This is a genomic window from Pseudomonas sp. R4-84, assembly GCF_054130985.1.
In genome coordinates this window covers 1,473,058-1,493,355 of the sequence record NZ_CP096390.1, presented here as the reverse complement: position 1 = coordinate 1,493,355, position 20,298 = coordinate 1,473,058, and the positions used below count along the sequence as shown (strand labels likewise).

Below are 20,298 nucleotides of genomic sequence, written 5' to 3'. Positions count from 1 at the left end.
CTTCGTCCCCCAGGGTATCAGTTACTCGGCTTCCAGCTGCTTGCCTTGGGTTTCCGGCAGGCTCAGGGCCGCCAGGATCACCACGCCGTAGGACACTGCCGCGAACGCACCGATGCCAACACTCAACGGCACCTTCTGGCTCAGGATACCGATCAACAGCGGGAACAAGGCTGCCACCGCCCTGCCGATGTTGTAGCAGAAACCCTGGCCAGAACCCCGGATGCGCGTGGGAAACAGCTCGGTGAGAAACGAGCCCATGCCACTGAACATACCCGATGCGAAAAAGCCCAGGGGAAAGCCCAGCCAGAGCATCACGTTATTGCTCACCGGCACCTGGGTGTACAGCAAGACGATGGTGAACGAGCCTACGGCATACAGGACGAAATTCTTCTTTCGTCCCAGGATGTCCGACAGGTACGCACTGATGACGTAACCCACGTAGGAGCCGACGATCACCATGGCCAAGTAGCCACCGGTGCCCAGGACGCTCAGGCCACGTTCGTTCTTGAGAAAAGTCGGCAGCCAGGACGTGATCGCGTAGTAACCACCCAGCGCGCCGGTGGTCAGCAACGAGGCGCGTATCGTGGTGAAGAGAATGCCGGGGGCGAAAATCTCGTAGAACTTCGCTGGGTTTTCCGGCGTCAGGCGGGCCTTGGTCTGGTTATAGACTTCCGGATCCTTGACCAACCGGCGGACGAAAATCACGAACACGGCGGGCACGATGCCGAGAATGAACAATGCGCGCCAGGCGTCTTCCGGCGGCAGCACCGAAAACAACAGCGCATACAGGATCGCCGTCATGCCCCAACCCAGCGCCCAGCCCGATTGCACCATGCCCACCGCTTTACCGCGGTCCTTGGCGCGAATGACTTCGCCCATCAACACCGCGCCGGCGGTCCACTCGCCGCCGAAACCGAAGCCCATCAGCGTGCGGGCGATCAACAGTTGTTCGTAGTTCTGGGCAAAGCCGCACAGAAAAGTGAAGAATGCGAACCACAGCACCGTCAATTGCAGGGTACGGACCCGGCCGATGCGGTCAGAGAGAATGCCCGCCACCCAGCCGCCAATGGCGGAGGCGATCAAGGTGCTGGTGTGGATCAGGCCTGCCTGCCCGGTGGTGATGCCCCACATCGCGATCAGGGTCGGCACCACGAAACTGAGCATTTGCGTGTCCATGCCGTCCAGGGCGTAACCGATCTTGCAGCTCCAGAAGGTGCGCCGTTCCTGCTGGTTGATGTTGCGATACCAATCGAACGGGCCGGACCGGGCCTGGGGTTGGGGGACGCCGAGCGTGTCGGGTGCACTCATGGTGGTTCTCCACGGTTTTATTGTTGTGAGTCTCGACGATGCTGGCGCGGAGACCGTTGCCCCGATTCTTGAGCGCGCAGCCAATCCCGTCCAACGAATAAAACCTTGGCCGGGTCATAAGAAAAATTTGATTGGGTGGGCAAGATTGCCGGAAAACTTGGAGGACACCGTTGTGGCGAGGGGATTTATCCCCGCTGGGTCGCGAAGCGGCCCCCAACAAGGCCAAACAGGATTATCTAATTGACTGCAATGGGGGCTGCTTTGCAGCCCAGCGGGGATAAATCCCCTCGCCACTAGAGCCCGCGCAGGTCACGCTCTTCGATCGGCCGGCTCTGGCGCAAGCGCTTGCCACCCAGCACCACCCAGTCGATCAGGCGGAACAGGCATTCCAGGCCGAACGACAGCAACATCGCGCCGCTGATGCCCCAGATCATCGCCTCGGGGGTCAGCAGGATCTGGTAGCTGTAGCCGTTCCATGTTTCCTTGCGGATGTCCGGATCGGCGGCCAGCGCCACTTGCAGCAGGCGGATGTACCACGGGCCTTGCATCGCCTGGAATTGCTTGTCTAGGGCCTGCTGGCGCACGAGCAAGGTGTTCAGGCTGTCGGCATCGCTGCGAAAGATCGGGTCTTCGCTGGCCCGGTAATGGGCCACGAGGGCCTGCATGTCGCCTTTGAAGAATTGATTGGCGGTGCCCTGGAAACCTTGCAGGCCAGTCTGCGCCTCGATCAGGTGAGCCTCGACCCGCTTGGCGTAGTCATTGATGAACCCCGGAACCTGGACCCCCACCAACAGGCCCACCGCGAACAACACCAGCCGTAGATAACTGAGCAACATAACGTGACGTCCTTATTCGGTCCGGCCGTGGCTGACGCATTCGCCGCGCCGCCACAGGCTCCATTGGCCCGGCTCGTAGCGGGTCCAGGTTTCGTTTTCGGTCAAGGGTTCGGTAGCGATCACCGTGACCACGTCGTTGGGGGTGGTTTCCGCCTGGAAATCGACAATCACGTCCACGTCCTTGAGCCGCGCCGGGCCGAACGGCGCGCGACGGGTTATCTGCGCCAGTTTGGTCGAGCAATAGCAGAACAGCCAGTCGCCATCGCTGAGCAAGCAGTTGAACACGCCTTTGCTGCGGTATTCGGTGCAGGCCTCGATCAACGACGGCAGCAACTGTTCCACGTCCACTGGCTCGGGAAACGCCTGGCGCACGCGGTTAAGCAGGTCGCAGAACGCCGCTTCGCTGTCGGTATCACCCACCGGACGGTAGAAGCTTGCGCCCGGCTGGAAATCAGCGAGCTGGCCGTTGTGGGCGAAACACCAGTTGCGTCCCCATAACTCCCGCACGAACGGGTGCGTATTGGACAGGCAGACCTTGCCGACGTTGGCCTGGCGGATATGCCCGATCACCACTTCGCTCTTGATCGGATAACGCTGCACCAGGTTCGCCACTTCAGACTCGCTGCTCGCGGCCGGGTCCTGGAACAGGCGCAGGCCACGGCCCTCGTAAAAGGCGATGCCCCAGCCGTCGCGGTGCGGCCCGGTCTTGCCGCCGCGCTGCATCAGCCCAGTGAAGCTGAACACGATGTCGGTCGGCACATTCGCGCTCATGCCCAATAACTCACACATGCTCGAACCCTCGTTTGAATGGGCGGCCCGATTACAGGCGCGGTTCGATACGCGAACGCTGGGGGTTGCTCGGCACGGGTGGGCGACCGTAACGGTCGTCACCGGCCACGCCGAACGGCGGCTCGTCGTCAGGCTCGGCAGCGGCGGCGGCTTTAGCGGCGGCGGCCCGTTCCCTGCGAGCGTTGGCAGCGCGTTCGATGGGGAAGCGGATCAGCACGAAAATCAGATAAAGGCCGAACGCGATCATGCCGTACATAAGCAGGTCGGACGCTGCGCGCCATACGTTGTTGCCAACCTTGAACAACACGTCCAGGGCGACGATGGCCAAGGCCGGCGCGACCTTTTCCTTCACCGGGTCGACGATGGTGGGGCTGAACAGCAACACCGCCATCAGCAGCCGCAGCGGCTCGCGCAACCAGCGCCACATGAAGCGGGTCATGCGCATCCAAACCAGGAGGCAGCCCACGGCGGCAAAGGCGTACAGGCCCCAGGCAATCAGATAGTCGTTCTCGGTCATGGTGTCCATGGCAAGGCAGGCAAAGAGGCGCTTATAGTAACGGCTTTTCGCTCGTCAGGCTGCCCCGGCATCCAGCGGATGCCCGGCATGGAGAGTTTTTCGGTCCGGCGGCAGAACTGACCCCGCCAGGCACTTGTCCCTTTTCGTATCACGCTCGAGAGTTTTTCCATGCCCCGATCTGCCCACGTTACCGATGCCCCGATTGCCCGCAAGGCCCCTGGTATCGACCCGTATGCCTGGCTGCAAGACCGCGACACCGACGCCGTGCTCGATTACCTAAAGGCTGAAAACAGCTACCAGGAGGCCCTGCTTGCCGACCAGGCCGAACTGCGCGAGACGCTGTTCCAGGAAATCAAGGGACGGATCCTCGAAACCGACCTGTCCCTGCCCTCGCCCTGGGGTCCCTACCTGTATTACACCCGAACCACGGCGGGCGACGAATACCCGCGCCACTACCGCTGCCCGCGTCCGGCCGACGACAGCCTGACCGTGGATGAAAGCCATGAACAGCTGTTGCTGGACCCGAACGCCCTGGCCGGCGGCGGATTCTTTGCCCTGGGCGCGTTCAGCATCAGCCCCGATCACCAACGCTTGGCCTACAGCCTGGATACCACGGGTGATGAGATCTACACGCTGTTCGTGAAGGAATTGTCCAACGACAGGGTCAGCGAACTGTCCTTCGAAAACTGTGATGGCAGCATGACCTGGGCCAACGACAGCCTGACGCTGTTCTTTGGCGAACTGGACGACACCCATCGCCCGCATAAGCTGTTTCGTTATCGTTTGGACGGCACCGCCGCCGAAGAGGTCTTCCATGAGCCGGACGGGCGGTTTTTCCTGCATTGCTACCGCTCCAGCTCGGAAAAACAATTAATCCTGTCCCTGAGCAGCAAGACCACGAGTGAAGTCTGGGTGCTCGACGCGGCGCAGCCGCAACAACCGTTTACCTGCGTGGCGCCACGGGTGGAAAACCATGAGTACGACGTCGACCACGGCTTGCTCGATGATCGTTGGACCTGGTTTATCCGCAGCAACCGTGACGGCATCAACTTCGCGCTGTACGAGGCCGTCGACACGGGCGAGGCGCCGACCGAGGCCGACTGGCAGAACCTGATCCCCCACAGCGACACGGTGATGATCGACGGCCTGAGCCTGAACGCCATGGCCATGACCTTGAGCTTGCGCGAAGGTGGCCTGCCGATCATCGAAGTTCACCCACAGGGATCGCCGACATATCGGGTGCAACTTCCAGACGCGGCCTACAGCCTGCACGTACAGAACAGCCTGGAATTCGTCAGTGAGCGCATCCGCCTGCGCTACGAGGCACTGAATCGCCCGGCCCAGATCCGCCAGTTGGACCTGGCCAGCGGCAACCAGGTCGTGCTCAAGCAAACCCCGGTATTGGGTCCGTTCGATGCCGACGCCTATGTCAGCCAACGGCTTTGGGCCACGGCACCGGACGGCACGCAAGTGCCCATCAGCCTGGTGGTCAAGCGCGAGGCCCTGGGTCGGCCAGTGCCGCTGTATCTGTATGGCTACGGCGCCTATGGCGAAAGCCTCGACCCGTGGTTTTCCCATTCACGGTTGAGCCTGCTGGACCGCGGCGTGGCGTTTGCCATCGCCCATGTGCGCGGTGGCGGTGAACTGGGCGAAGCCTGGTATCGCGCCGGCAAGCAAGAGCACAAGCACAACACCTTCAGCGACTTCATCGCCTGCGCCGAACACCTGATCGCCAATGGCGTCACCACCGCCGGCCAGTTGGCGATCAGCGGCGGCAGCGCCGGTGGGCTATTGATCGGCGCGGTGCTCAACCAGCGCCCGGAGCTGTTCAAGGTCGCGATCGCCGAAGTGCCGTTTGTCGATGTTCTAAACACCATGCTCGATCCCGAGTTGCCATTGACGGTGACCGAATACGACGAATGGGGTAATCCCGAGGAGCCGCAGGTCTATGATCGGATCAGGGCCTACGCCCCGTACGAAAACGTCCGCGCCCAGGAATATCCGGCGATGCTGGTGATCGCTGGCTACAACGACAGCCGCGTGCAGTACTGGGAAGCGGCCAAGTGGGTCGCGAAGCTGCGGGCCACCAAGACCGACGACAACCTGCTGCTGCTCAAGACCGAACTGGGCGCCGGCCATGGCGGCATGAGCGGTCGCTACCAGGGATTGCGCGACGTAGCGCTCGAATATGCGTTTGTGTTGAAGGTTTTGGGAGTGGCCTGAGGAACTCTGTGTGAAGGCCGGGTCTTAGCTCCATGCACTGGGCCCGGATTTGACACAATCCTCTGTGGGAATTGGCTGATACCCAAGCACTCCAAAACCGCAACGAGCACAAGAAAAAGACCGTGACGACATGTCAGAACCGACCTTACTGAACAACCAAATCCGCGATTGGCTGATGGACTGCGGTCTGTTCGACCAACTGCTGCCCGTCGACTTCGCCGCCGCATCGGGTTACTTCAGCATCAGCACCGTCGCCGAGGGCGAGGCGATTTTTCGCGAGGGCGATGCCGGCAGTTTCATGTGCATCCTTCATACAGGGCAGGTGGCCGTGCAGAAAACCGGCCCCGACGGCCAACCCGTGACCATTGCCACACTGCGCAGCGGCAGGGCGTTCGGCGAAATGGCCGTGCTCGACGGCGAACGGCGCTCGGCCAGCTGCATCGCGGCCACTCACTGCCAATTGCTGAACCTGGGCAAGGACTCATTGGAAAAAATGCTCAACGACGCACCGAAGGTCGCCGCCAAGATCATCCGCGCCCTCGCCGTCTCCCTCTCCAAGCGTCTGCGCATGGCGGATGGACAGCTGCTGTCGCAGCAGGTCTAGCCCCTAGCTGAAACACAGACCTGTGGGAGCGAGCAAGCTCGCTCCCACAGGGGATGGCGTCGTATTCGCAATCTACCCCCCCGGCGACTTGGCCTTCTCCGGCTTCGGCTCCATACCCGGTATCGGCTGGTCCTTGGGCGGCCTGGGCATTTCGATGGGCGGCAACAGGGGCGGGCCGTTTCCTGGCGCCACCTTTGGGACGCCGCTGGGCGTAACCGGTGGATACGGCATGGGCGTGGCGGTGCCGGGAGAGCCGGGAATGCTCGGCGGCGCGACCGGAATCGTCGGTTGCTGGGCCTGGGCGCAACTTATCGAGAGCGTCACCAGCGCAATGGCCGTTAGAATGATGCACTTCATCAATGGCTCCGTGGCTATTGTCTGCTTTCAGGCTAGCCCCTGCCGGGCCGGTCTGCTTCTTCTCCATGAGATTTCCATGAAACGTTTTGTTCTGCTCGACACCACGCCTATCCCCGACAACGGCGGCGCCTTGTGCCTGTTCGAGTATGGCGAGGACTTCGTCATCAAGATCCAGGGCGGCGACGGCGGGCAACTGATGAACACCCGCATGCACGGTTCCGAAGACGCCTTGGCCGAGATCCCCTGCCGCAAGGTCGCCGGTCGCCCCGGCTCGCGCGTGCTGATCGGCGGGCTTGGCATGGGCTTTACCCTCGCCTCGGCCCTCAAGCATTTGGGCAAGAGCGCTGAAGTGGTGGTGGCTGAACTGGTGCCAGGCGTGGTGGAGTGGAATCGTGGCCCCTTGGGCGAAAAAGCCGGGCGACCGCTGTCGGACCCACGCACGGTGATCCGCCTGGAGGACGTTGCCAAGGTGTTGCAAGCCGAACCTCAGGGGTTCGACGCGATCATGCTGGATGTCGACAACGGCCCCGAAGGCCTGACCCAGAAAGCCAACAGCTGGTTGTATTCGGCCGGGGGCCTCGCCGCCTGCGCCAAGGCCCTGCGGCCCAAGGGCGTACTGGCCGTATGGTCGGCCAGCGCCGACCGGCAGTTTTCCGACAAGCTGAAGAAGGCCGGTTTCAAGGCTGAAGAGGTGCAGGTGTTCGCCCATGGCAACAAAGGCACCCGCCACACCATCTGGATTGCCGAGAAGCTCAAGGGCTGAGCTAAACTCTGTCCAACCGTCATCAGTCTTTTCTACAAAGGTGAACCCATGAGTTCGTCCACCCCGCCGTCCAACACTGCCAAGCTGGACCGTATCCTCGCCGACGCCCAGCGCGACCGGGAGATGGGCTACCGCGACAAAGCCCTGAAAATGTACCCCCACGTCTGCGGCCGCTGCGCCCGTGAATTTTCCGGCAAGCGCCTGAGCGAACTGACCGTTCACCACCGCGACCACAACCACGACAACAACCCGCAGGACGGTTCCAACTGGGAACTGCTGTGCTTGTATTGCCACGACAACGAGCACTCGCGCTACACCGACCAGCAGTATTTCGGCGACGGCTCCCTGAGTACGCCGAAGATCGCCAAGGCGACCCACAACCCCTTCGCCGCGTTGGCGGGGTTGATGAAAAAAGACGAGTGATTGGCATCATCGAAGAATCTTTACAGGCTGCAAGGCCGCCATCGCGAGCAGGCTCGCTCCCACAATTTTTTGATCGCCAAAAAATCCAATGTGGGAGCGAGCCTGCTCGCGATGACGATCGAACGAACACCACACATCTCGAACCTGACCACCCTCCCCCATTCCCCGTATAATCGCGCCTTTTCCCAAAGGCACCCCGTCCGTGGCCAACAAACGCTACAGCTGCATCGGTCTGTTCAACCCCAAGTCACCGGAAAACGTCGGTTCGGTCATGCGCGCCGCCGGCTGCTACGGCGTGGCGTCGGTGTTCTACACCGGCAAACGCTATGAACGCGCGGCCGACTTTGTCACCGACACCAAGAAAGTCCACTACGACATCCCGCTGATCGGCATCGACGATTTGAAAAAGATCCTGCCCCTGGGCTGCGTGCCGGTGGCCGTCGAACTGGTGGAAGACGCCCGTCCGTTGCCCGAATACACCCATCCGGACCGCGCCTTGTATATCTTCGGCCCGGAAGACGGCTCGCTGGACAAAGACATCCGCGACTGGTGCGAAGACGTGATCTACATCCCCACTCATGGCTGCATGAACCTGGCGGCCACGGTCAACGTCGTGCTGTACGACCGGATGGCCAAAGGCAACAACACGCGCTCGGGACCGCAATTCCGCTGACCGGCGGGAAATTCCATGGAACGACGGATTCGCTCTGGCAGTCAGCTTTATACAAATTCCCACACTGGAGACAGATCATGAGCGATAACAATCCGTTCGGGCCGGTTGAAACCACCCCATTCCAATCCCACAGCCCACAGAACGTTCACGGCTGGGAGCGCATTGGTTCATTGGCCGGCGGGGTGCTGATGATGGGCAAGGGTCTGCGTCGCGGCGGGGTGATCGGCCTGGCGCAACTGGCAATCGGTGGCATGGCCTTGGCGCGCGGCATCACCGGGCATTGTTCGGCCAAGAGCATGCTGGAAAGGAATCGTCAGCATCTGCATGACGCCCGCGCCCGCATCGAACAGGCCGGCGACGAACTGAGCCGCATGAAGGCCAATGCCGAGGCGGCGACAGGTACGGCCACGGTGACGGGGAATGATTCGTTGAGTTCGCCTAGGGCTGGGCTCTGATTTTTGCAGTGCCGCTGATGCCCTCATCGCGAGCAAGCTTGCTCCCACATTGGATTTGTGGTGTTCACAAGAACCCTGTGGGAGCGAGCTTGCTCCGGGCGGCGTTCCGACGATAGCGGTATTACTGAAGTAACCGGGTATCCAGAACAGTCGAACCACCACCCAGAATGCTCTCGCTGAGCTGCACAAATTCCTCGGTGTCGACCGTTTCCAGGCGCATCGCCGCCTGCAGCACATCATCGAGCGAGCGCTTGTTGCGAGTCTTCAGGCGAATCTCCCGGTCCAGCTCCTGTAACAACAGCACCGCCCTGGACACCATCGCGGGGCTCATCTGCTCGCCGCGCAGCGTGGTGACGCCCTTGCTGTCCCGGGCGAGCCGATCGTTCAGGGCCTGATAACGCTCATCGCTCATGCCTCCGGCTCGGCGCAGCAATTCGATGGCGTAGTATTCATTGAACCCTTCGCTGATCCAGTCGCTGCGATCATGATCGTTGATACGCGCCAGCACCTGCATCAACTCGCGCAACAAAGGGCTGCTGCCTCGCTCGCTGACCAACGGTGGGCGGCTATGCAGATAAATCGATTCGCGGCCGGCCTGGGCGCCACGCCACAACGGATCGCCAGCGCCGACAATCAGCAACTTGCCGGGATGACGCGGCACCACCGCCTGGACCTGCGGCCAGACAAACGTCAGCAGTGTCAGTACGTCCATCCTGCGCATGCCCTGGCCCTTGGGCGAAGTCACCGTCACGTCGGTCTCGCCCAGGCGCGTGCGGCGACTGCCGAGCTTGCCGGCAAGCATCCAACCGGTGGGGCGATCGAAGAGGCGAGATGGATTATCGATACGAAAGCGTTGCTTGCCGATACGCGGCCAGGCCGTCTCGATGCTTTGCCAGCCGCCCGGCAACTCGAACGCCAGGCGCGACACCAGCTCAACGCCGTCCTGCTGGTCCAGCTTCGCCGGCGGCACCAGGGCATCGCCGCGCAGCAGCGCCCAGCCAGGGGTCATGCGGGTTTCGAAAGAGCCGTTCTTGCGTGACTCGCTGATGCGTACGCGGTAAGTCAGGCTCGCCTTGTCAGCAGCGGGACGCCAGACGCCTCGCGACGCCTTGCCGGATGTGAGCTGCCATTGGCCGTCCGCCTTGAAATCGCTGTAGCGGCCATCATCGCCGAGGTCAAAATCCAGGCTGCGCACCGCCGAGCCCCGCGCGAGGGTCAGGCGCACTTCAGCCTGGTCGCTCTGCGGCAACAAATGCACGTGATAATCCAGATCGACTTTCTGCGCCGCCCACAGCGGCCCGCACACCGCCAGCAGCCCCGTCGCCAGTGTCTGTCTCAATCCTGAAGCCATGGGCGCTCCCGTGATGCGATGCGATGTCTTTTGATTCAACCAGCGCGGAAAATCAGATGATCTTCCCAATCTTCTTCAGCCACGCTGCCTTCGGCCAGCATGCGCCCCGACTGGGAAATGCGCTCGTGATGCACGGCATCCCGGTCGCCACAGACCAAGTGGTGCCACAGCGGCAAGTCCTTGCCCTCGCTGACCAGGCGATAACCGCAGGTCGGCGGCAGCCATTTGAACTCGTCGGCCTTGCCCGGCGTAAGCTGGATGCAATCGGGAACGAAGTCGCGGCGGTTGGGGTAGTCGGTGCACTGGCAGGTCTTCAGGTCCAGCAGTTTGCAGGCGATGCGCGTGTAATAGACGGCGTTGTCGTCTTCGTCCTCGAGCTTTTGCAGGCAGCACAGGCCACAGCCATCGCACAACGATTCCCACTCCTGCGGATCGAGCTGATCGAGGGTTTTGCGTATCCAGAACGGTTCGACTTTGGCGGCCATGGCTCGAGCATCAACATCACGTGGTGAAAAGGCCGACAGTCTAGTGCCGAGGCCTCGTGAGGCCAAGCATTGGCGACTGTCGGTAGAAGGGACTTGTCAGGCCACACACCGAGACGTAGGTTGCGTCATCAGATTCCCTGACCTAGCCAAGGTGAACCCATGAGCGCCAACTCCCGCATTGCCGACTACGCGATCCATCCCCAATTCATCGAACGCTGGTCCCCCCGCGCTTTCACCGGCGAACATATTGCGAAAGAAACCTTGCTGAGTTTCTTCGAAGCTGCGCGCTGGGCGCCTTCGGCCTACAACTCACAGCCGTGGCGCTTCCTTTATGCCCGTCGCGACACGCCGAACTGGGAGCGTTACCTGGGCCTGCTCAACGAGTTCAACCGTGGCTGGGCCCAGCACGCCTCGGCGCTGGTGATCATTGCCTCGAAAACCACGTTCGCGGTGCCCGGCGCCACCGAAGAAACCCCGGCGCAATGCCACACCTTCGACACCGGCGCGGCGTGGGGCCATCTGGCGCTGCAAGCGAGCCTAAGCGGCTGGCATACCCATGGCATGGCCGGCTTCGACCAGGAGCTGACCCGCAAGGAATTGAAGATCCCGGACGGCTACGCCCTGCATGCCGCCGTGGCGATCGGCAAGCTGGGGGATAAATCCACCTTGGCCGACTACCTCCAGGCCCGCGAAGTCCCAAGCCCGCGCCGGCCGTTGAGCGAACTGGTGGCCGAGGGGGATTTCACTCTCTGAGCGTCGCAAGCAACAGTGGGAGCGAGCTTGCTCGCGATGGCGTCAGGCCAGTCACTTTTGATGGCAACTGACACACCGCTATCGCGAGCAAGCTCGCTCCCACAGTTTGATCGGGGCTTGCTCAATAGCCCCGACTGAAATCCACTTCCCCACGCAGCGCTTCGCCAGCCTGGTAAGCGCGCAGGTTCTCCAGGAACAGCTGCACCATCATGGACGGCGAGGTCGGTGCCGAGCTGTGTCCCGTCAACAGCAAGCCCCAAGCCGTCCAGAACGGATGGCGCTGCGGCAACGGCTCCTGGCGACACACATCGATCACCGCCCCGGCCAGGTGCCCGTCCTTCAAGGCTTGCACCAGGTCGGCATCAACCACGGCCACGCCACGGCCGACATTGATAAACAAACCGGTGGGCTTGAATTGCTTGAACAGCGCGGCGTCGTAGATGTCATGGGTATCCGGCGTGTTCGGCAGCAGGTTGATTACGTAATCCATCTCGCCCACCAACCGCGGCAAATCCGCCAGCGCACCGACTTCGATAAACGGCGCCAACTCACGGGCTTCACTGGCGATGCCGTACAACTGCACGCCAAACGGCACCAGGAACCGCGCCACGCGCTGGCCGATATCGCCGGTTCCGACGATCAGCACCTTGCGCCCCGCCAGGCTTTGCCCCTGGCGGTTGTCCCACTTGCGCTCCACCTGGCTGACCAGCCGAGCCAGCACCTCGCGCTCATGCCCCAGCATGTAGGTCAATACATATTCAGCCATCACTTGGCCAAAGATGCCCACTGCGCGGGTCAGGCGGTACTCGCGGGTCAGGCCCTCGGCCAGCAGCGGCGTGATGCCCGCCCACGTCGATTGCAACCAACGGGGTCGATGGCCCTGACGCAACAGCGTCGCCAATAGATCAGGCTGGCCGAGCCAGACCGGGCAGTCGGTGGCAAGCCGCGACAGCTCGGCGGAATCGCCGCTGGTCAGCACTTCGATATCGGGTGCAGCCTGACGCAGGAGCTGGGCATAGACCGCGTGGTCGTGTTCGGCAATCAGAACGCGCATGAATCAAACCTTTCAAAAACAGTGCAGATGACCGCTGACAGAGTATCGCTCCATCCTTGCGGCCAATCGCCAATAATCATTTTTCGTTTTCAACAGGCGCCTGGACAGGCGCCCGGGCATCGTCAGACCGGATCGTTGCGTCGCAGCAACTCTTCAGGCAGATGCTCGATGTACTCATCTTCGGCCGGTGGCATTTGCAGGTGATAACCCTGGGTGTCGAGGTTCTCCAGCACCTTGCCGATGTCCTCCCGGGACAACTGGCGCTCCGGGCTCAATACCAGGTCGAATGCGTGGATGGCCTTGCCGAATGCCGCCATCAACGGTTCCGGCACACGGGCCAACGCGTCGCTCTTGAGCACGTACAGGTACATCTCGTTTTTCTTCGAGCTTCGGTAGATGGAGCAGATTCGTTTCAAGGCTGTTCTCCGGCGGTGGCCAGGCTGTCGAGCAATGCCTGGCCCATCAACTCGCGGCGCCAGCCACGCAGCGAATCGGGCAGTTGGTAAGGGCCCTCGGGAAAGCCACTCTTGATCAGGGCTTCGAGGGTTTTCTTGCGCAGCATCAATTCCGGGGCGATGCCCAGGCGCTCGGCTTCGGCCTGTCCCAGTGCCTTGAGACGCTTGAGCAGCGCCGAGGCCTCGATGGGCAAGGGTTCAGCCACGGCGGGCGGCCACTGTTCGGGCGGCACGCTGCCCGCGCGCTTGATCAGGTCCAGCAGGAACTCACCGTCCTGACGCACGGTACGCGGATGCATGTCTTCGATTTTTGCCAGCGCAGCGAGGTTATCCGGCTGCGTGCGGGCCAGGGGCCACAACGAGTGCTCGCGAATGATCCGGTTGCGCGGCAAATCACGAGCCCTCGCCTCGCGCTCGCGCCAGGCACACAGTTCGCGCAGCACGGCCAACTGCGCGCGGGACAGTTTCCAGGCCAGCTTAGCCTCGCGGTAAACCTCGTAGGGGTCCACTTCGCGACGCAGGTTGGCGACCAGTTCGGCGCCGTCTTCCAGCACCCAGGCGTATTTGTCGTCGCAAAGCTTGGGACGCAGCTCTACAAAGACTTCCGCCAGATGCACCGCGTCCTCCGCGGCGTAGCTGATCTGCGTCTCGGACAAGGGTCGCTGCAGCCAGTCGGAGCGCGTCTCGCCCTTGGGCAACTCGATGCCCAGCACCTCCTGCACCAACCGCGAGTAACCCATGGAAAAACCCAGGTTCAGGTAGGCGGCGGCCAGTTGGGTGTCGAACAGCGGCGCGGGCAGGCTGCCCGTCAGGCGTAGCAGGACTTCCAGGTCTTCGCTGCAGGCATGAAGCACCTTGAGCACAGCCGGATTTTCCAGCAGCGCGGCCAAGGGTTGCCAATTGTCGATGCTCAAGGGGTCGATCAGGTACGCACTTTTACCATCGCCAATCTGCAGCAAGCCGGCGATGGGATAGAAGGTGTCGACCCGCATGAATTCGGTGTCGAGGGCGACGAACGGCAACTGTTGCCATTCGGCGCAAAACCGACCGAGGCTATCGTTGTCGCGAATCCAGTGAATATCGATGGCCACACGGCTCTCCCTTGAAGAATGGCGCGCAGTATATATCGCCGTCGGCGATTGCGAGCATCTACGGAGCAAGAGCTTGAGAGAAATCGCCTACGCAATCGCAAGAATAGTCCTACATCAGAACTTAACTGGCCTTGCGCAATACATAAACCCGTCTCAAGGCGAAACCCGGAAGGAAATCCTGATACCACAGCACACTGAAACCGGCTTCGACAAACTCCCCTTCGACGTCGTTCTTGCCAGCCAGGATTCGCCGCCCAGGCTGGCCGAGCTTGAGACGCCCTTCGATCCGGACCGACACGACCACCGTATCGCGGCTGACCCGATGAAACTCGCGCAACAAGGCCTGGCGATGTTCGCTGGCCTTGATGTGCTGAAACAGTTGCAGGCAGAAAATGCAGTCCACGGCGTTGGCTGACAGCCCAAGGGTAAACGCCGAACTGGGGAAGGTCTTGACCCGCTTGAGCAACGCACCACCGTGGTGGCTGCGTGCGTGATCGAGGGTGTCCGGCGAAGGGTCCGCCGCCAGGATGACCCGGTTGGCATGTTCGGCCAACACCGGCCAGAACCGCCCGGCTCCACACGCGACATCCAACACCAGCCCAGGCTCACCGGCTACTTTCATGGCGTTGCGCACCAATTGCTCGTCACGCCAGAAGGTCAGGCGTAAACGGCGGGGCACCGGCTGGCGACAGATTTGTGCATGCTCTCGGTCATGCTGCCTGGCGAATTCAAGCTCGACGGTGGATGGGGGTTGCCCGGACATACTTACGCTCATGGAAGATTCGACAACAGCTTAAACAACGCCAGGTGAAAAAAAGGTGTAGGAATCATTCCCGGGCAAGCACGCCATCGATCACCGCTCCCCGGCAATTGGCAAACAGATCGAGGTCCGGGTTGTAGACCTTGCTGTTGACTTCCAACAGCCCAATCATCGAATGAAACAAGTTGTCCTGGCTCAGGGGCTTGTCCCGACTCAGTTGCAAGCAATGGGTGTCGACAGCAAAGGACTTCTGATAGCTATCGGAGAACCATGCCAGCATTGCCACATGTTTCTGTTGCTCCGGCGCTAGCATGTAGGGCGTGCCATGGAGGAACAGGTTGTACTCGCCCAAGGATTCGCCATGGTCCGACAGGTACAGCATGGCCGTGTCGACTTTGTCCTGGTTGGCCCGCAACAGATCGATCAGCGTCGACAACACGTGGTCGGTGTACACCAGCGTGTTGTCGTAGCCGTTGACGATGCTTTCGCGGCTGCAGTTGTTCAACGCGTTGCTTTCACACACCGGGGTGAAATGCTCGTATTCCTTGGGGTAGCGCTTGAAGTATTCCGGCCCATGGCTGCCCATCTGATGCAGTACCAGCACGGTGTCCTTGTCGAGGCTGTCGATGAAGTGCTGCAAGCCCTGAAGCAGGATTTCATCACGGCATTCACTGTTGGCGCACAGGGCCGGGTCCTTGAGATTGCTCACGTCCTGCACCGTGACCCGATCACAGGTGCCTTTGCAGCCGGACTGATTGTCGCGCCAGATCACGTCCAGCCCGGCGTGCTTGAGCACGTCGAGCAACCCCTCTTCGTTCTTGGCCTTGCTCGCGTCGTAGTTCTTGCGCCCCATGTTGGAAAACATGCAAGGCACTGACACGGCGGTTTCGGTGCCACAGGAATGCACGTCGGTGAAGGCGATCAGGCCGGCCTCTTTGTCCAGTTGCGGCGTGGTATCACGGTTATACCCAAGAATGCCGAAGTTCTCGGCACGGGCGCTCTCGCCCACGACCAGCACAGTGAGAGATTTTCGTGGATGGGTTTGCCAGGCCGGGTTGCGACTCGCATCCTCGCCCAACGGGATGAACGGTTGTTTGGCCGATGCGACCTGCTCGCGCAAATAGCCGATCGACGCACCGATGTAGTTGCTCGGCACGACCATCAAGTGCAACTCGTGATGATTGCGAAACAACGACGCCAAGCCCTGGTAGTTGACCAACGCCACCCCGCCGAGCACGGCAATCGTGACCACGGAGACCAAAAACTTACTTAACAACTCCTTGGGCCAGCGACGATATTTTATCGGTGTCTTGAATAACAACCAGGCTGGCAGGACTCCCAACGAGAATAAATAGGCAAACAACTTGAACGACAACAGGTCGCGAACTTCCGTGGCATTGGTTTCGGCGAAGTTGCGCAACATCCCGGCATCGATCAACACGCCGTACTCGGCCATGAAATATGCCACGCCAGCGCTGATCATAAACAGCGCCATCAACAACGGCTTTAGCAGCGGCCGGAACGCCAGCAGCGTGAGCACCAGGTTGAACGCGCAGAACACCATCACGCCAAACGCCAGGCACAGCAGCGCACCGTGCCCATCGGATGCGGTTATGGTGAGCAGATGCTGCCAGAGGATCAGATTGAAACCCACTAACAAAAAGGCACTGGCGGCCAGCGTCACCCACTCGGGGCGCACGGCTTTGATAGTCAGCATGATGGGTGGAAACTTCCTGAAAAGTTGCTCTAAGAAAGAAAAGCGCCGCAAGGAAAATGTGAAAATTCATTCCCTACGGCAGCACAAACTTTAGGTAGCCCACCATCAATTTTTCGTGAAAAAGTTGCCGTTAAATAATTATTTAAATCTTCCTGAACGCCCTCAGGCCTGGTTCAGGTACCAACGCCAATCCTGCTCGCCGACCTCACCCATGAACTGGCGATACTCCGCACGTTTGACCGCCAGGTAGACACCGAGGAACGCCTCCCCAAAAGCGTCCCGCGCCCAAGTGGACGCCTCCAGGGCGCGTAAAGTCGTGAGCCAGTCGGTGGGCAATAATTGGGTGGCCTGGGCATAGCCGTTGCCTTCGACAGGCGCACCAGGATCAGACTGTCCACGGATGCCCCGATGGATGCCAGCCAATATTGCCGCCGCAGCCAGGTAGGGGTTGGCATCGGCGCCACAGATACGATGCTCGATGTGCCGCGAGGACGCCGGGCCGCCGGGCACCCGCAAGCTGACGGTGCGATTGTCCACGCCCCACGTCGCCCCCAGCGGCGCGTAGCTGTTGCTTTGAAACCGACGGTAGGAATTGGCGTTCGGACAGAACATCAACAGCGAGTCGAGCAACGTTTCGAGCATACCGCCCACCGCTTGACGCAGTAACGGCGTGCCATCGGCGGCTTCGCTGGCAAACAGATTGTGGCCATCCCGGTCCGCGAGGCTGACGTGCATGTGCAGGCCAGATCCCGCCAGATGCTCGAATGGCTTGGCCATGAAACACGCCGCCATCCCATGTTTATGGGCCACGCCCTTGACCAGTCGTTTGTAGCGCACCGCTTCATCCATGGCTTGCAAGGCATCGGCACGGTGTTCGAGGGTGATTTCCACCTGCCCCGGAGCGTATTCGGAAATGGCTGTCCGGGCCGCAATGCCCTGCAGTTTGCAGGCCGCATAGAGATCGGCGAGAAAGGGCTCGATCTGCTCCAGTTCACGCAAGCCATAGACCTGGGTATGGCGCGGCCTGCTGCCGTCGGCGTCCCGCGCCGGTTGGGGCCGGCCCTCGCTGTCGCGCTGCCCATCCAACAGGTAGAACTCCAGCTCCGCCGCCATCACCGGGAAATAGCCGTCCGCCTGCAATTCGTCGGTGACCCGGCCGAGCAGATGGCGGGGATCGGCGATGGCCGCCGGCATGCCCTCCTGGGGATGCATGGCCACTTGCACCGCGGCGGTGGGAATCTGCCGCCAGGGCATGCGTTGCAAGCTGCCGCTGATGGGATAGGCCCGGCAATCAATGTCACCCACGTCCCAGACCAGGCCGGAATTCTCCACGTCGTCGCCATTGACGGTCAGCCCCAGAATCGTGCTGGGCAGTGGCTGGCCACTTTGATAGACCGCGAGCAATTCGTCCCGATGCAGCCACTTGCCCCGGGGCACGCCGTTGTTGTCGACGATAAACAATTCGAACAGCTCGATATCCGGGTTTTGCGCCAGGAACGCCTGGGCCTGTTGCTCGGATGCAAAAGAAAGATTCATGGACACACTCGTATATTCATGTCGGACGGACGACCAGGCGCCGTCAGGCTGTACTCGCCAGCGACGAGCACAGTTCAAGGATCAACAGGAAATACGAAGGTCTGGAGGACGCGCATGGCGGCAATGCCAGAGCGCCCAGAACGCCAGTTCACAGGGCAGCGCGCAGGATGAAGGTGCGATGGCAGGTATGCGACCGCCAGCCGCCCCCTCAGCGGTGAGTGGTGGGTATGCAGGGCCTGCGGGCCAACCGTCCATAGAGATATCACAGGAAATGTTCGGTTCAAGCGTCACACGACGCCACTGACCGTTAAACCATCATTTAGCGGAGTCTGGATCGACTCGCGCTAAACAATCGCACCGCTCGAACAGACATTAAAAACCGATGGCAGCCTTGGCGTACGGGCCACGGTCGATATCCAGCAGTTCTACGCACAACTGCACGCTAACGCCGGCGGGCCAAGGGCCCAGGTCCTGAATTACCACCAGCAGGCTGTCCGCCAGCTGTTTTTTGATTTCCGGTGAACGGCCGCTCAGCAAGGCCAGTTTCACATGCACGAAAGCCCGCTCCCCCATGCCGGTTCCTACGCGGAACGTCTCGAGCTTCACGGCCCGGCTCTTGATGTCGAACTCGGCAGCGAACTGCCCCGAGGCTACCAGCGCATTGTTCAAGCGCAACAGCGCGACATCAGCGTTCAGCTCGGTCAGGTTGGCGGTGTACTCCATGTGCAAGTGAGGCATGCGTTCGACTCCGATTCGAAAAAAGTGATTGCTGGAATGGATTGGCGCAACCATACCTCGACTTTGTGCTTTCAGGCAGGTTTTGTTTCGTCCATCGCTCCCATGCGCTCGCTCATGAAGGCCTCCAGCCGGGACCTCAACCAGCGCTCCGCCGGATCGTTGTCGACATGGCTCAGCCAGACCATGGACAGGTCCAGCGTCGGCGTCTTGAAGGGAAATGGCTCGCTGAACAAGTGACCGGAAGCGGCCATGGCCGTGGCGGTGTAGTCCGGCAGGCTGGCGATAAGATCAGTGCCGGCCAGCAACGCCGGCAGGGCGCTGTACTGAGGCACGGACAACACCACCTGGCGCTTGCGACCGATCTCCGCCAGCCATTCGTCAGCCAACCCGGCGATGTTGGCGGTATGGGAAACCAGCACATGGGGCCGCGAACAATATTCATCCAGGGTCAGCGGCTTGTCCGAAGCGTCGGCCCGCAACACACAGGGCTGGATGTGCCGCAGCAGTTTGCGCTTGGCGTTGGCCGGCAGCCCGCGGGTCTGGCTGATGCCAGCGGTGATCTCGCCGGAAGCCAGCAGATCGGGGATGCGCCAATAATCGACATGCTGGACGACAAACACGATTTGCGGCGCTTCCTGGCGCAAGCTGCGCAACAGCGGGGGAAGCAGGCCAAACTCTACGTCATCCGACAGGCCGATGCGAAATGTCATGGTGCTGCTGGCGGGGTCGAAATCGTGGGTCAGGCTCAGGGCCACCGACAGCGAGTCCAGGGCCGGCGACAAGTGCTGGACGATTTCCTTGGCGCGAACGGTCGGCTCCATGCGGTGGCCGACGCGAATGAACAACGGGTCGTTGAACATTTTGCGCAAGCGGTTGAGCGCGGAACTGATGGTCGGCTGCCCCAGGAACAGCTTTTCGGCTGCCCGTGTCACGTTACGCTCCAGCATCAACGTTTCGAAGACGACCATGAGGTTGATGTCGGCCTTGCGCAATTCGTTGCGGTTCATCCTTTCGCTCCTGGTTATCAGTTTGAGCAGCGCTGAAATTCGCTGAAATATCCCATCATCATTGGAAACGTTTTCCCCATAGCGAAAACGTGCAGCTTGGCTAGGCTTGCGACGACATGTCCAGAACATGTCTTGAATGAATAAATCGCAGGGAGCGAACCGATGTATTTTGAAATCTACCGACAGACCCGAGGAACCCCAAGCACCGGACGAGGCCAGTGGCGCTGGCGCCTGAGGGCCGGCAATCACGAAACCATCGCCAGCGGCGAGTCCTATGTGAACAAGGCCGACTGCCTGCACGTTATCGGATTGATCAAAAGTGCCCACGGCGAGACGCCCGTAAAGGAAATCTGAAGCCGTCCATGGGCGGCGGATGCGCAAGCTGCTCTGCACCAGAGCAGCT

Annotated in this window: 23 protein-coding genes; 8 read left to right on the top strand and 15 right to left on the bottom strand. The window is 61.1% G+C overall.

Annotation, left to right across the window (positions count from 1 at the left end; translation table 11 throughout):
- Positions 1–21: 21 nt before the first annotated feature.
- The 4 genes from M1D68_RS07065 to M1D68_RS07050 all read right to left on the bottom strand — a co-directional run bounded on the left by M1D68_RS07065 (position 22) and on the right by M1D68_RS07050 (position 3,459).
- Positions 22–1,308, bottom strand: a complete 1,287-nt coding sequence (locus tag M1D68_RS07065) for an MFS transporter (protein ID WP_420766678.1) — start codon at positions 1,306–1,308, stop codon at positions 22–24.
- A gap of 293 nt (positions 1,309–1,601) precedes the next feature.
- Complete coding sequence (locus M1D68_RS07060; RefSeq protein WP_003184238.1) at positions 1,602–2,144, bottom strand: DUF2937 family protein; 543 nt, start codon at positions 2,142–2,144, stop codon at positions 1,602–1,604.
- A 12-nt stretch (positions 2,145–2,156) separates the two neighbouring features.
- A complete protein-coding gene (locus tag M1D68_RS07055) occupies positions 2,157–2,933 on the bottom strand; it encodes a class II glutamine amidotransferase (protein ID WP_420766680.1) in 777 nt (258 codons plus the stop codon).
- A gap of 31 nt (positions 2,934–2,964) precedes the next feature.
- The gene (locus M1D68_RS07050) at positions 2,965–3,459 is read right to left on the bottom strand and encodes an MFS transporter (RefSeq protein ID WP_434610143.1); all 495 of its coding nucleotides are present in this window, start codon (positions 3,457–3,459) and stop codon (positions 2,965–2,967) included.
- Between the two features lie 159 nt (positions 3,460–3,618).
- Here M1D68_RS07050 and M1D68_RS07045 point away from each other — a divergent pair, with 159 nt between their 5' ends.
- Both M1D68_RS07045 and M1D68_RS07040 read left to right on the top strand, forming a co-directional pair.
- A complete protein-coding gene (locus tag M1D68_RS07045) occupies positions 3,619–5,673 on the top strand; it encodes a S9 family peptidase (RefSeq protein WP_457969795.1) in 2,055 nt (684 codons plus the stop codon).
- A gap of 130 nt (positions 5,674–5,803) precedes the next feature.
- A complete protein-coding gene (locus M1D68_RS07040) occupies positions 5,804–6,277 on the top strand; it encodes a cyclic nucleotide-binding domain-containing protein (RefSeq protein ID WP_420766683.1) in 474 nt (157 codons plus the stop codon).
- 72 nt (positions 6,278–6,349) lie between these two features.
- Here M1D68_RS07040 and M1D68_RS07035 read toward each other — a convergent pair whose 3' ends face one another.
- Positions 6,350–6,634 carry a hypothetical protein gene (locus M1D68_RS07035; RefSeq protein WP_434562862.1) on the bottom strand — a complete coding sequence of 95 codons (285 nt, stop codon included), beginning with the start codon at positions 6,632–6,634 and terminating at the stop codon, positions 6,350–6,352.
- Between the two features lie 76 nt (positions 6,635–6,710).
- On the opposite strand from M1D68_RS07035, the gene M1D68_RS07030 reads away from it, so the two are divergent.
- The 4 genes from M1D68_RS07030 (at position 6,711) to M1D68_RS07015 (ending at position 8,948) form a co-directional block, all read left to right on the top strand.
- Positions 6,711–7,397: a spermidine synthase gene (locus M1D68_RS07030; protein WP_039593339.1), complete on the top strand. Its 687-nt coding sequence runs from the start codon at positions 6,711–6,713 to the stop codon at positions 7,395–7,397.
- 48 nt (positions 7,398–7,445) lie between these two features.
- Positions 7,446–7,820, top strand: coding sequence for a YajD family HNH nuclease (locus M1D68_RS07025; protein ID WP_003184246.1), 375 nt, complete (start codon positions 7,446–7,448; stop codon positions 7,818–7,820).
- Positions 7,821–8,022: 202 nt separating this feature from the next.
- Positions 8,023–8,493 carry an RNA methyltransferase gene (locus tag M1D68_RS07020; protein WP_457969792.1) on the top strand — a complete coding sequence of 157 codons (471 nt, stop codon included), beginning with the start codon at positions 8,023–8,025 and terminating at the stop codon, positions 8,491–8,493.
- 77 nt (positions 8,494–8,570) lie between these two features.
- Positions 8,571–8,948 (top strand): YgaP family membrane protein, encoded by a 378-nt coding sequence (locus tag M1D68_RS07015; protein ID WP_434562860.1) that lies wholly within the window; start codon positions 8,571–8,573, stop codon positions 8,946–8,948.
- 121 nt (positions 8,949–9,069) lie between these two features.
- On the opposite strand, the gene M1D68_RS07010 is transcribed toward M1D68_RS07015, so the two are convergent.
- Positions 9,070–10,299 (bottom strand): hypothetical protein, encoded by a 1,230-nt coding sequence (locus M1D68_RS07010; RefSeq protein ID WP_457969791.1) that lies wholly within the window; start codon positions 10,297–10,299, stop codon positions 9,070–9,072.
- 35 nt (positions 10,300–10,334) lie between these two features.
- Complete coding sequence (locus M1D68_RS07005) at positions 10,335–10,784, bottom strand: YcgN family cysteine cluster protein (protein ID WP_420766688.1); 450 nt, start codon at positions 10,782–10,784, stop codon at positions 10,335–10,337.
- Positions 10,785–10,943: 159 nt separating this feature from the next.
- On the opposite strand from M1D68_RS07005, the gene M1D68_RS07000 reads away from it, so the two are divergent.
- Entirely contained in the window at positions 10,944–11,537 is a 594-nt protein-coding gene (locus tag M1D68_RS07000) for a nitroreductase family protein (RefSeq protein WP_457969789.1), read from the top strand.
- Positions 11,538–11,658: 121 nt separating this feature from the next.
- On the opposite strand, the gene M1D68_RS06995 is transcribed toward M1D68_RS07000, so the two are convergent.
- The 8 genes from M1D68_RS06995 to M1D68_RS06960 form a co-directional block, all read right to left on the bottom strand.
- Complete coding sequence (locus M1D68_RS06995; RefSeq protein WP_457969787.1) at positions 11,659–12,591, bottom strand: D-2-hydroxyacid dehydrogenase; 933 nt, start codon at positions 12,589–12,591, stop codon at positions 11,659–11,661.
- Between the two features lie 122 nt (positions 12,592–12,713).
- On the bottom strand, positions 12,714–13,007 hold the full coding sequence (locus M1D68_RS06990) for a YcgL domain-containing protein (RefSeq protein ID WP_420766691.1): 294 nt from the start codon (positions 13,005–13,007) through the stop codon (positions 12,714–12,716).
- On the bottom strand, positions 13,004–14,137 hold the full coding sequence (gene rnd / locus M1D68_RS06985) for a ribonuclease D (RefSeq protein WP_420766692.1): 1,134 nt from the start codon (positions 14,135–14,137) through the stop codon (positions 13,004–13,006). Before rnd ends, M1D68_RS06990 begins: the two co-directional genes overlap by 4 nt.
- Before the next feature lie 121 nt (positions 14,138–14,258).
- A complete protein-coding gene (locus M1D68_RS06980; protein WP_420766693.1) occupies positions 14,259–14,900 on the bottom strand; it encodes a class I SAM-dependent methyltransferase in 642 nt (213 codons plus the stop codon).
- Positions 14,901–14,964: 64 nt separating this feature from the next.
- Positions 14,965–16,614, bottom strand: a complete 1,650-nt coding sequence (locus M1D68_RS06975) for a phosphoethanolamine transferase (RefSeq protein WP_434562854.1) — start codon at positions 16,612–16,614, stop codon at positions 14,965–14,967.
- A gap of 162 nt (positions 16,615–16,776) precedes the next feature.
- Entirely contained in the window at positions 16,777–18,150 is a 1,374-nt protein-coding gene (locus M1D68_RS06970; RefSeq protein ID WP_457969784.1) for a glutamine synthetase family protein, read from the bottom strand.
- Positions 18,151–18,522: 372 nt separating this feature from the next.
- Positions 18,523–18,888 carry a 5-carboxymethyl-2-hydroxymuconate Delta-isomerase gene (locus M1D68_RS06965; RefSeq protein ID WP_420766696.1) on the bottom strand — a complete coding sequence of 122 codons (366 nt, stop codon included), beginning with the start codon at positions 18,886–18,888 and terminating at the stop codon, positions 18,523–18,525.
- Between the two features lie 71 nt (positions 18,889–18,959).
- Positions 18,960–19,895, bottom strand: a complete 936-nt coding sequence (locus M1D68_RS06960; protein WP_457969782.1) for a LysR substrate-binding domain-containing protein — start codon at positions 19,893–19,895, stop codon at positions 18,960–18,962.
- Positions 19,896–20,057: 162 nt separating this feature from the next.
- Between M1D68_RS06960 and M1D68_RS06955 the strand changes: the two genes are divergently transcribed.
- Complete coding sequence (locus M1D68_RS06955; protein WP_249873713.1) at positions 20,058–20,249, top strand: YegP family protein; 192 nt, start codon at positions 20,058–20,060, stop codon at positions 20,247–20,249.
- Positions 20,250–20,298: the final 49 nt, after the last annotated feature.

Coding starts and splice junctions, on each gene's coding strand:
- M1D68_RS07065 (WP_420766678.1), bottom strand. CDS start 1,308: ATGAGTGCACCCGACACGCTCGGCGTCCCCCAACCCCAGGCCCGGTCC.
- M1D68_RS07060 (WP_003184238.1), bottom strand. CDS start 2,144: ATGTTGCTCAGTTATCTACGGCTGGTGTTGTTCGCGGTGGGCCTGTTG.
- M1D68_RS07055 (WP_420766680.1), bottom strand. CDS start 2,933: ATGTGTGAGTTATTGGGCATGAGCGCGAATGTGCCGACCGACATCGTG.
- M1D68_RS07050 (WP_434610143.1), bottom strand. CDS start 3,459: ATGGACACCATGACCGAGAACGACTATCTGATTGCCTGGGGCCTGTAC.
- M1D68_RS07045 (WP_457969795.1), top strand. CDS start 3,619: ATGCCCCGATCTGCCCACGTTACCGATGCCCCGATTGCCCGCAAGGCC.
- M1D68_RS07040 (WP_420766683.1), top strand. CDS start 5,804: ATGTCAGAACCGACCTTACTGAACAACCAAATCCGCGATTGGCTGATG.
- M1D68_RS07035 (WP_434562862.1), bottom strand. CDS start 6,634: ATGAAGTGCATCATTCTAACGGCCATTGCGCTGGTGACGCTCTCGATA.
- M1D68_RS07030 (WP_039593339.1), top strand. CDS start 6,711: ATGAAACGTTTTGTTCTGCTCGACACCACGCCTATCCCCGACAACGGC.
- M1D68_RS07025 (WP_003184246.1), top strand. CDS start 7,446: ATGAGTTCGTCCACCCCGCCGTCCAACACTGCCAAGCTGGACCGTATC.
- M1D68_RS07015 (WP_434562860.1), top strand. CDS start 8,571: ATGAGCGATAACAATCCGTTCGGGCCGGTTGAAACCACCCCATTCCAA.
- M1D68_RS07010 (WP_457969791.1), bottom strand. CDS start 10,299: ATGGCTTCAGGATTGAGACAGACACTGGCGACGGGGCTGCTGGCGGTG.
- M1D68_RS07005 (WP_420766688.1), bottom strand. CDS start 10,784: ATGGCCGCCAAAGTCGAACCGTTCTGGATACGCAAAACCCTCGATCAG.
- M1D68_RS07000 (WP_457969789.1), top strand. CDS start 10,944: ATGAGCGCCAACTCCCGCATTGCCGACTACGCGATCCATCCCCAATTC.
- M1D68_RS06995 (WP_457969787.1), bottom strand. CDS start 12,591: ATGCGCGTTCTGATTGCCGAACACGACCACGCGGTCTATGCCCAGCTC.
- M1D68_RS06980 (WP_420766693.1), bottom strand. CDS start 14,900: ATGTCCGGGCAACCCCCATCCACCGTCGAGCTTGAATTCGCCAGGCAG.
- M1D68_RS06975 (WP_434562854.1), bottom strand. CDS start 16,614: ATGCTGACTATCAAAGCCGTGCGCCCCGAGTGGGTGACGCTGGCCGCC.
- M1D68_RS06970 (WP_457969784.1), bottom strand. CDS start 18,150: ATGAATCTTTCTTTTGCATCCGAGCAACAGGCCCAGGCGTTCCTGGCG.
- M1D68_RS06965 (WP_420766696.1), bottom strand. CDS start 18,888: ATGCCTCACTTGCACATGGAGTACACCGCCAACCTGACCGAGCTGAAC.
- M1D68_RS06960 (WP_457969782.1), bottom strand. CDS start 19,895: ATGAACCGCAACGAATTGCGCAAGGCCGACATCAACCTCATGGTCGTC.
- M1D68_RS06955 (WP_249873713.1), top strand. CDS start 20,058: ATGTATTTTGAAATCTACCGACAGACCCGAGGAACCCCAAGCACCGGA.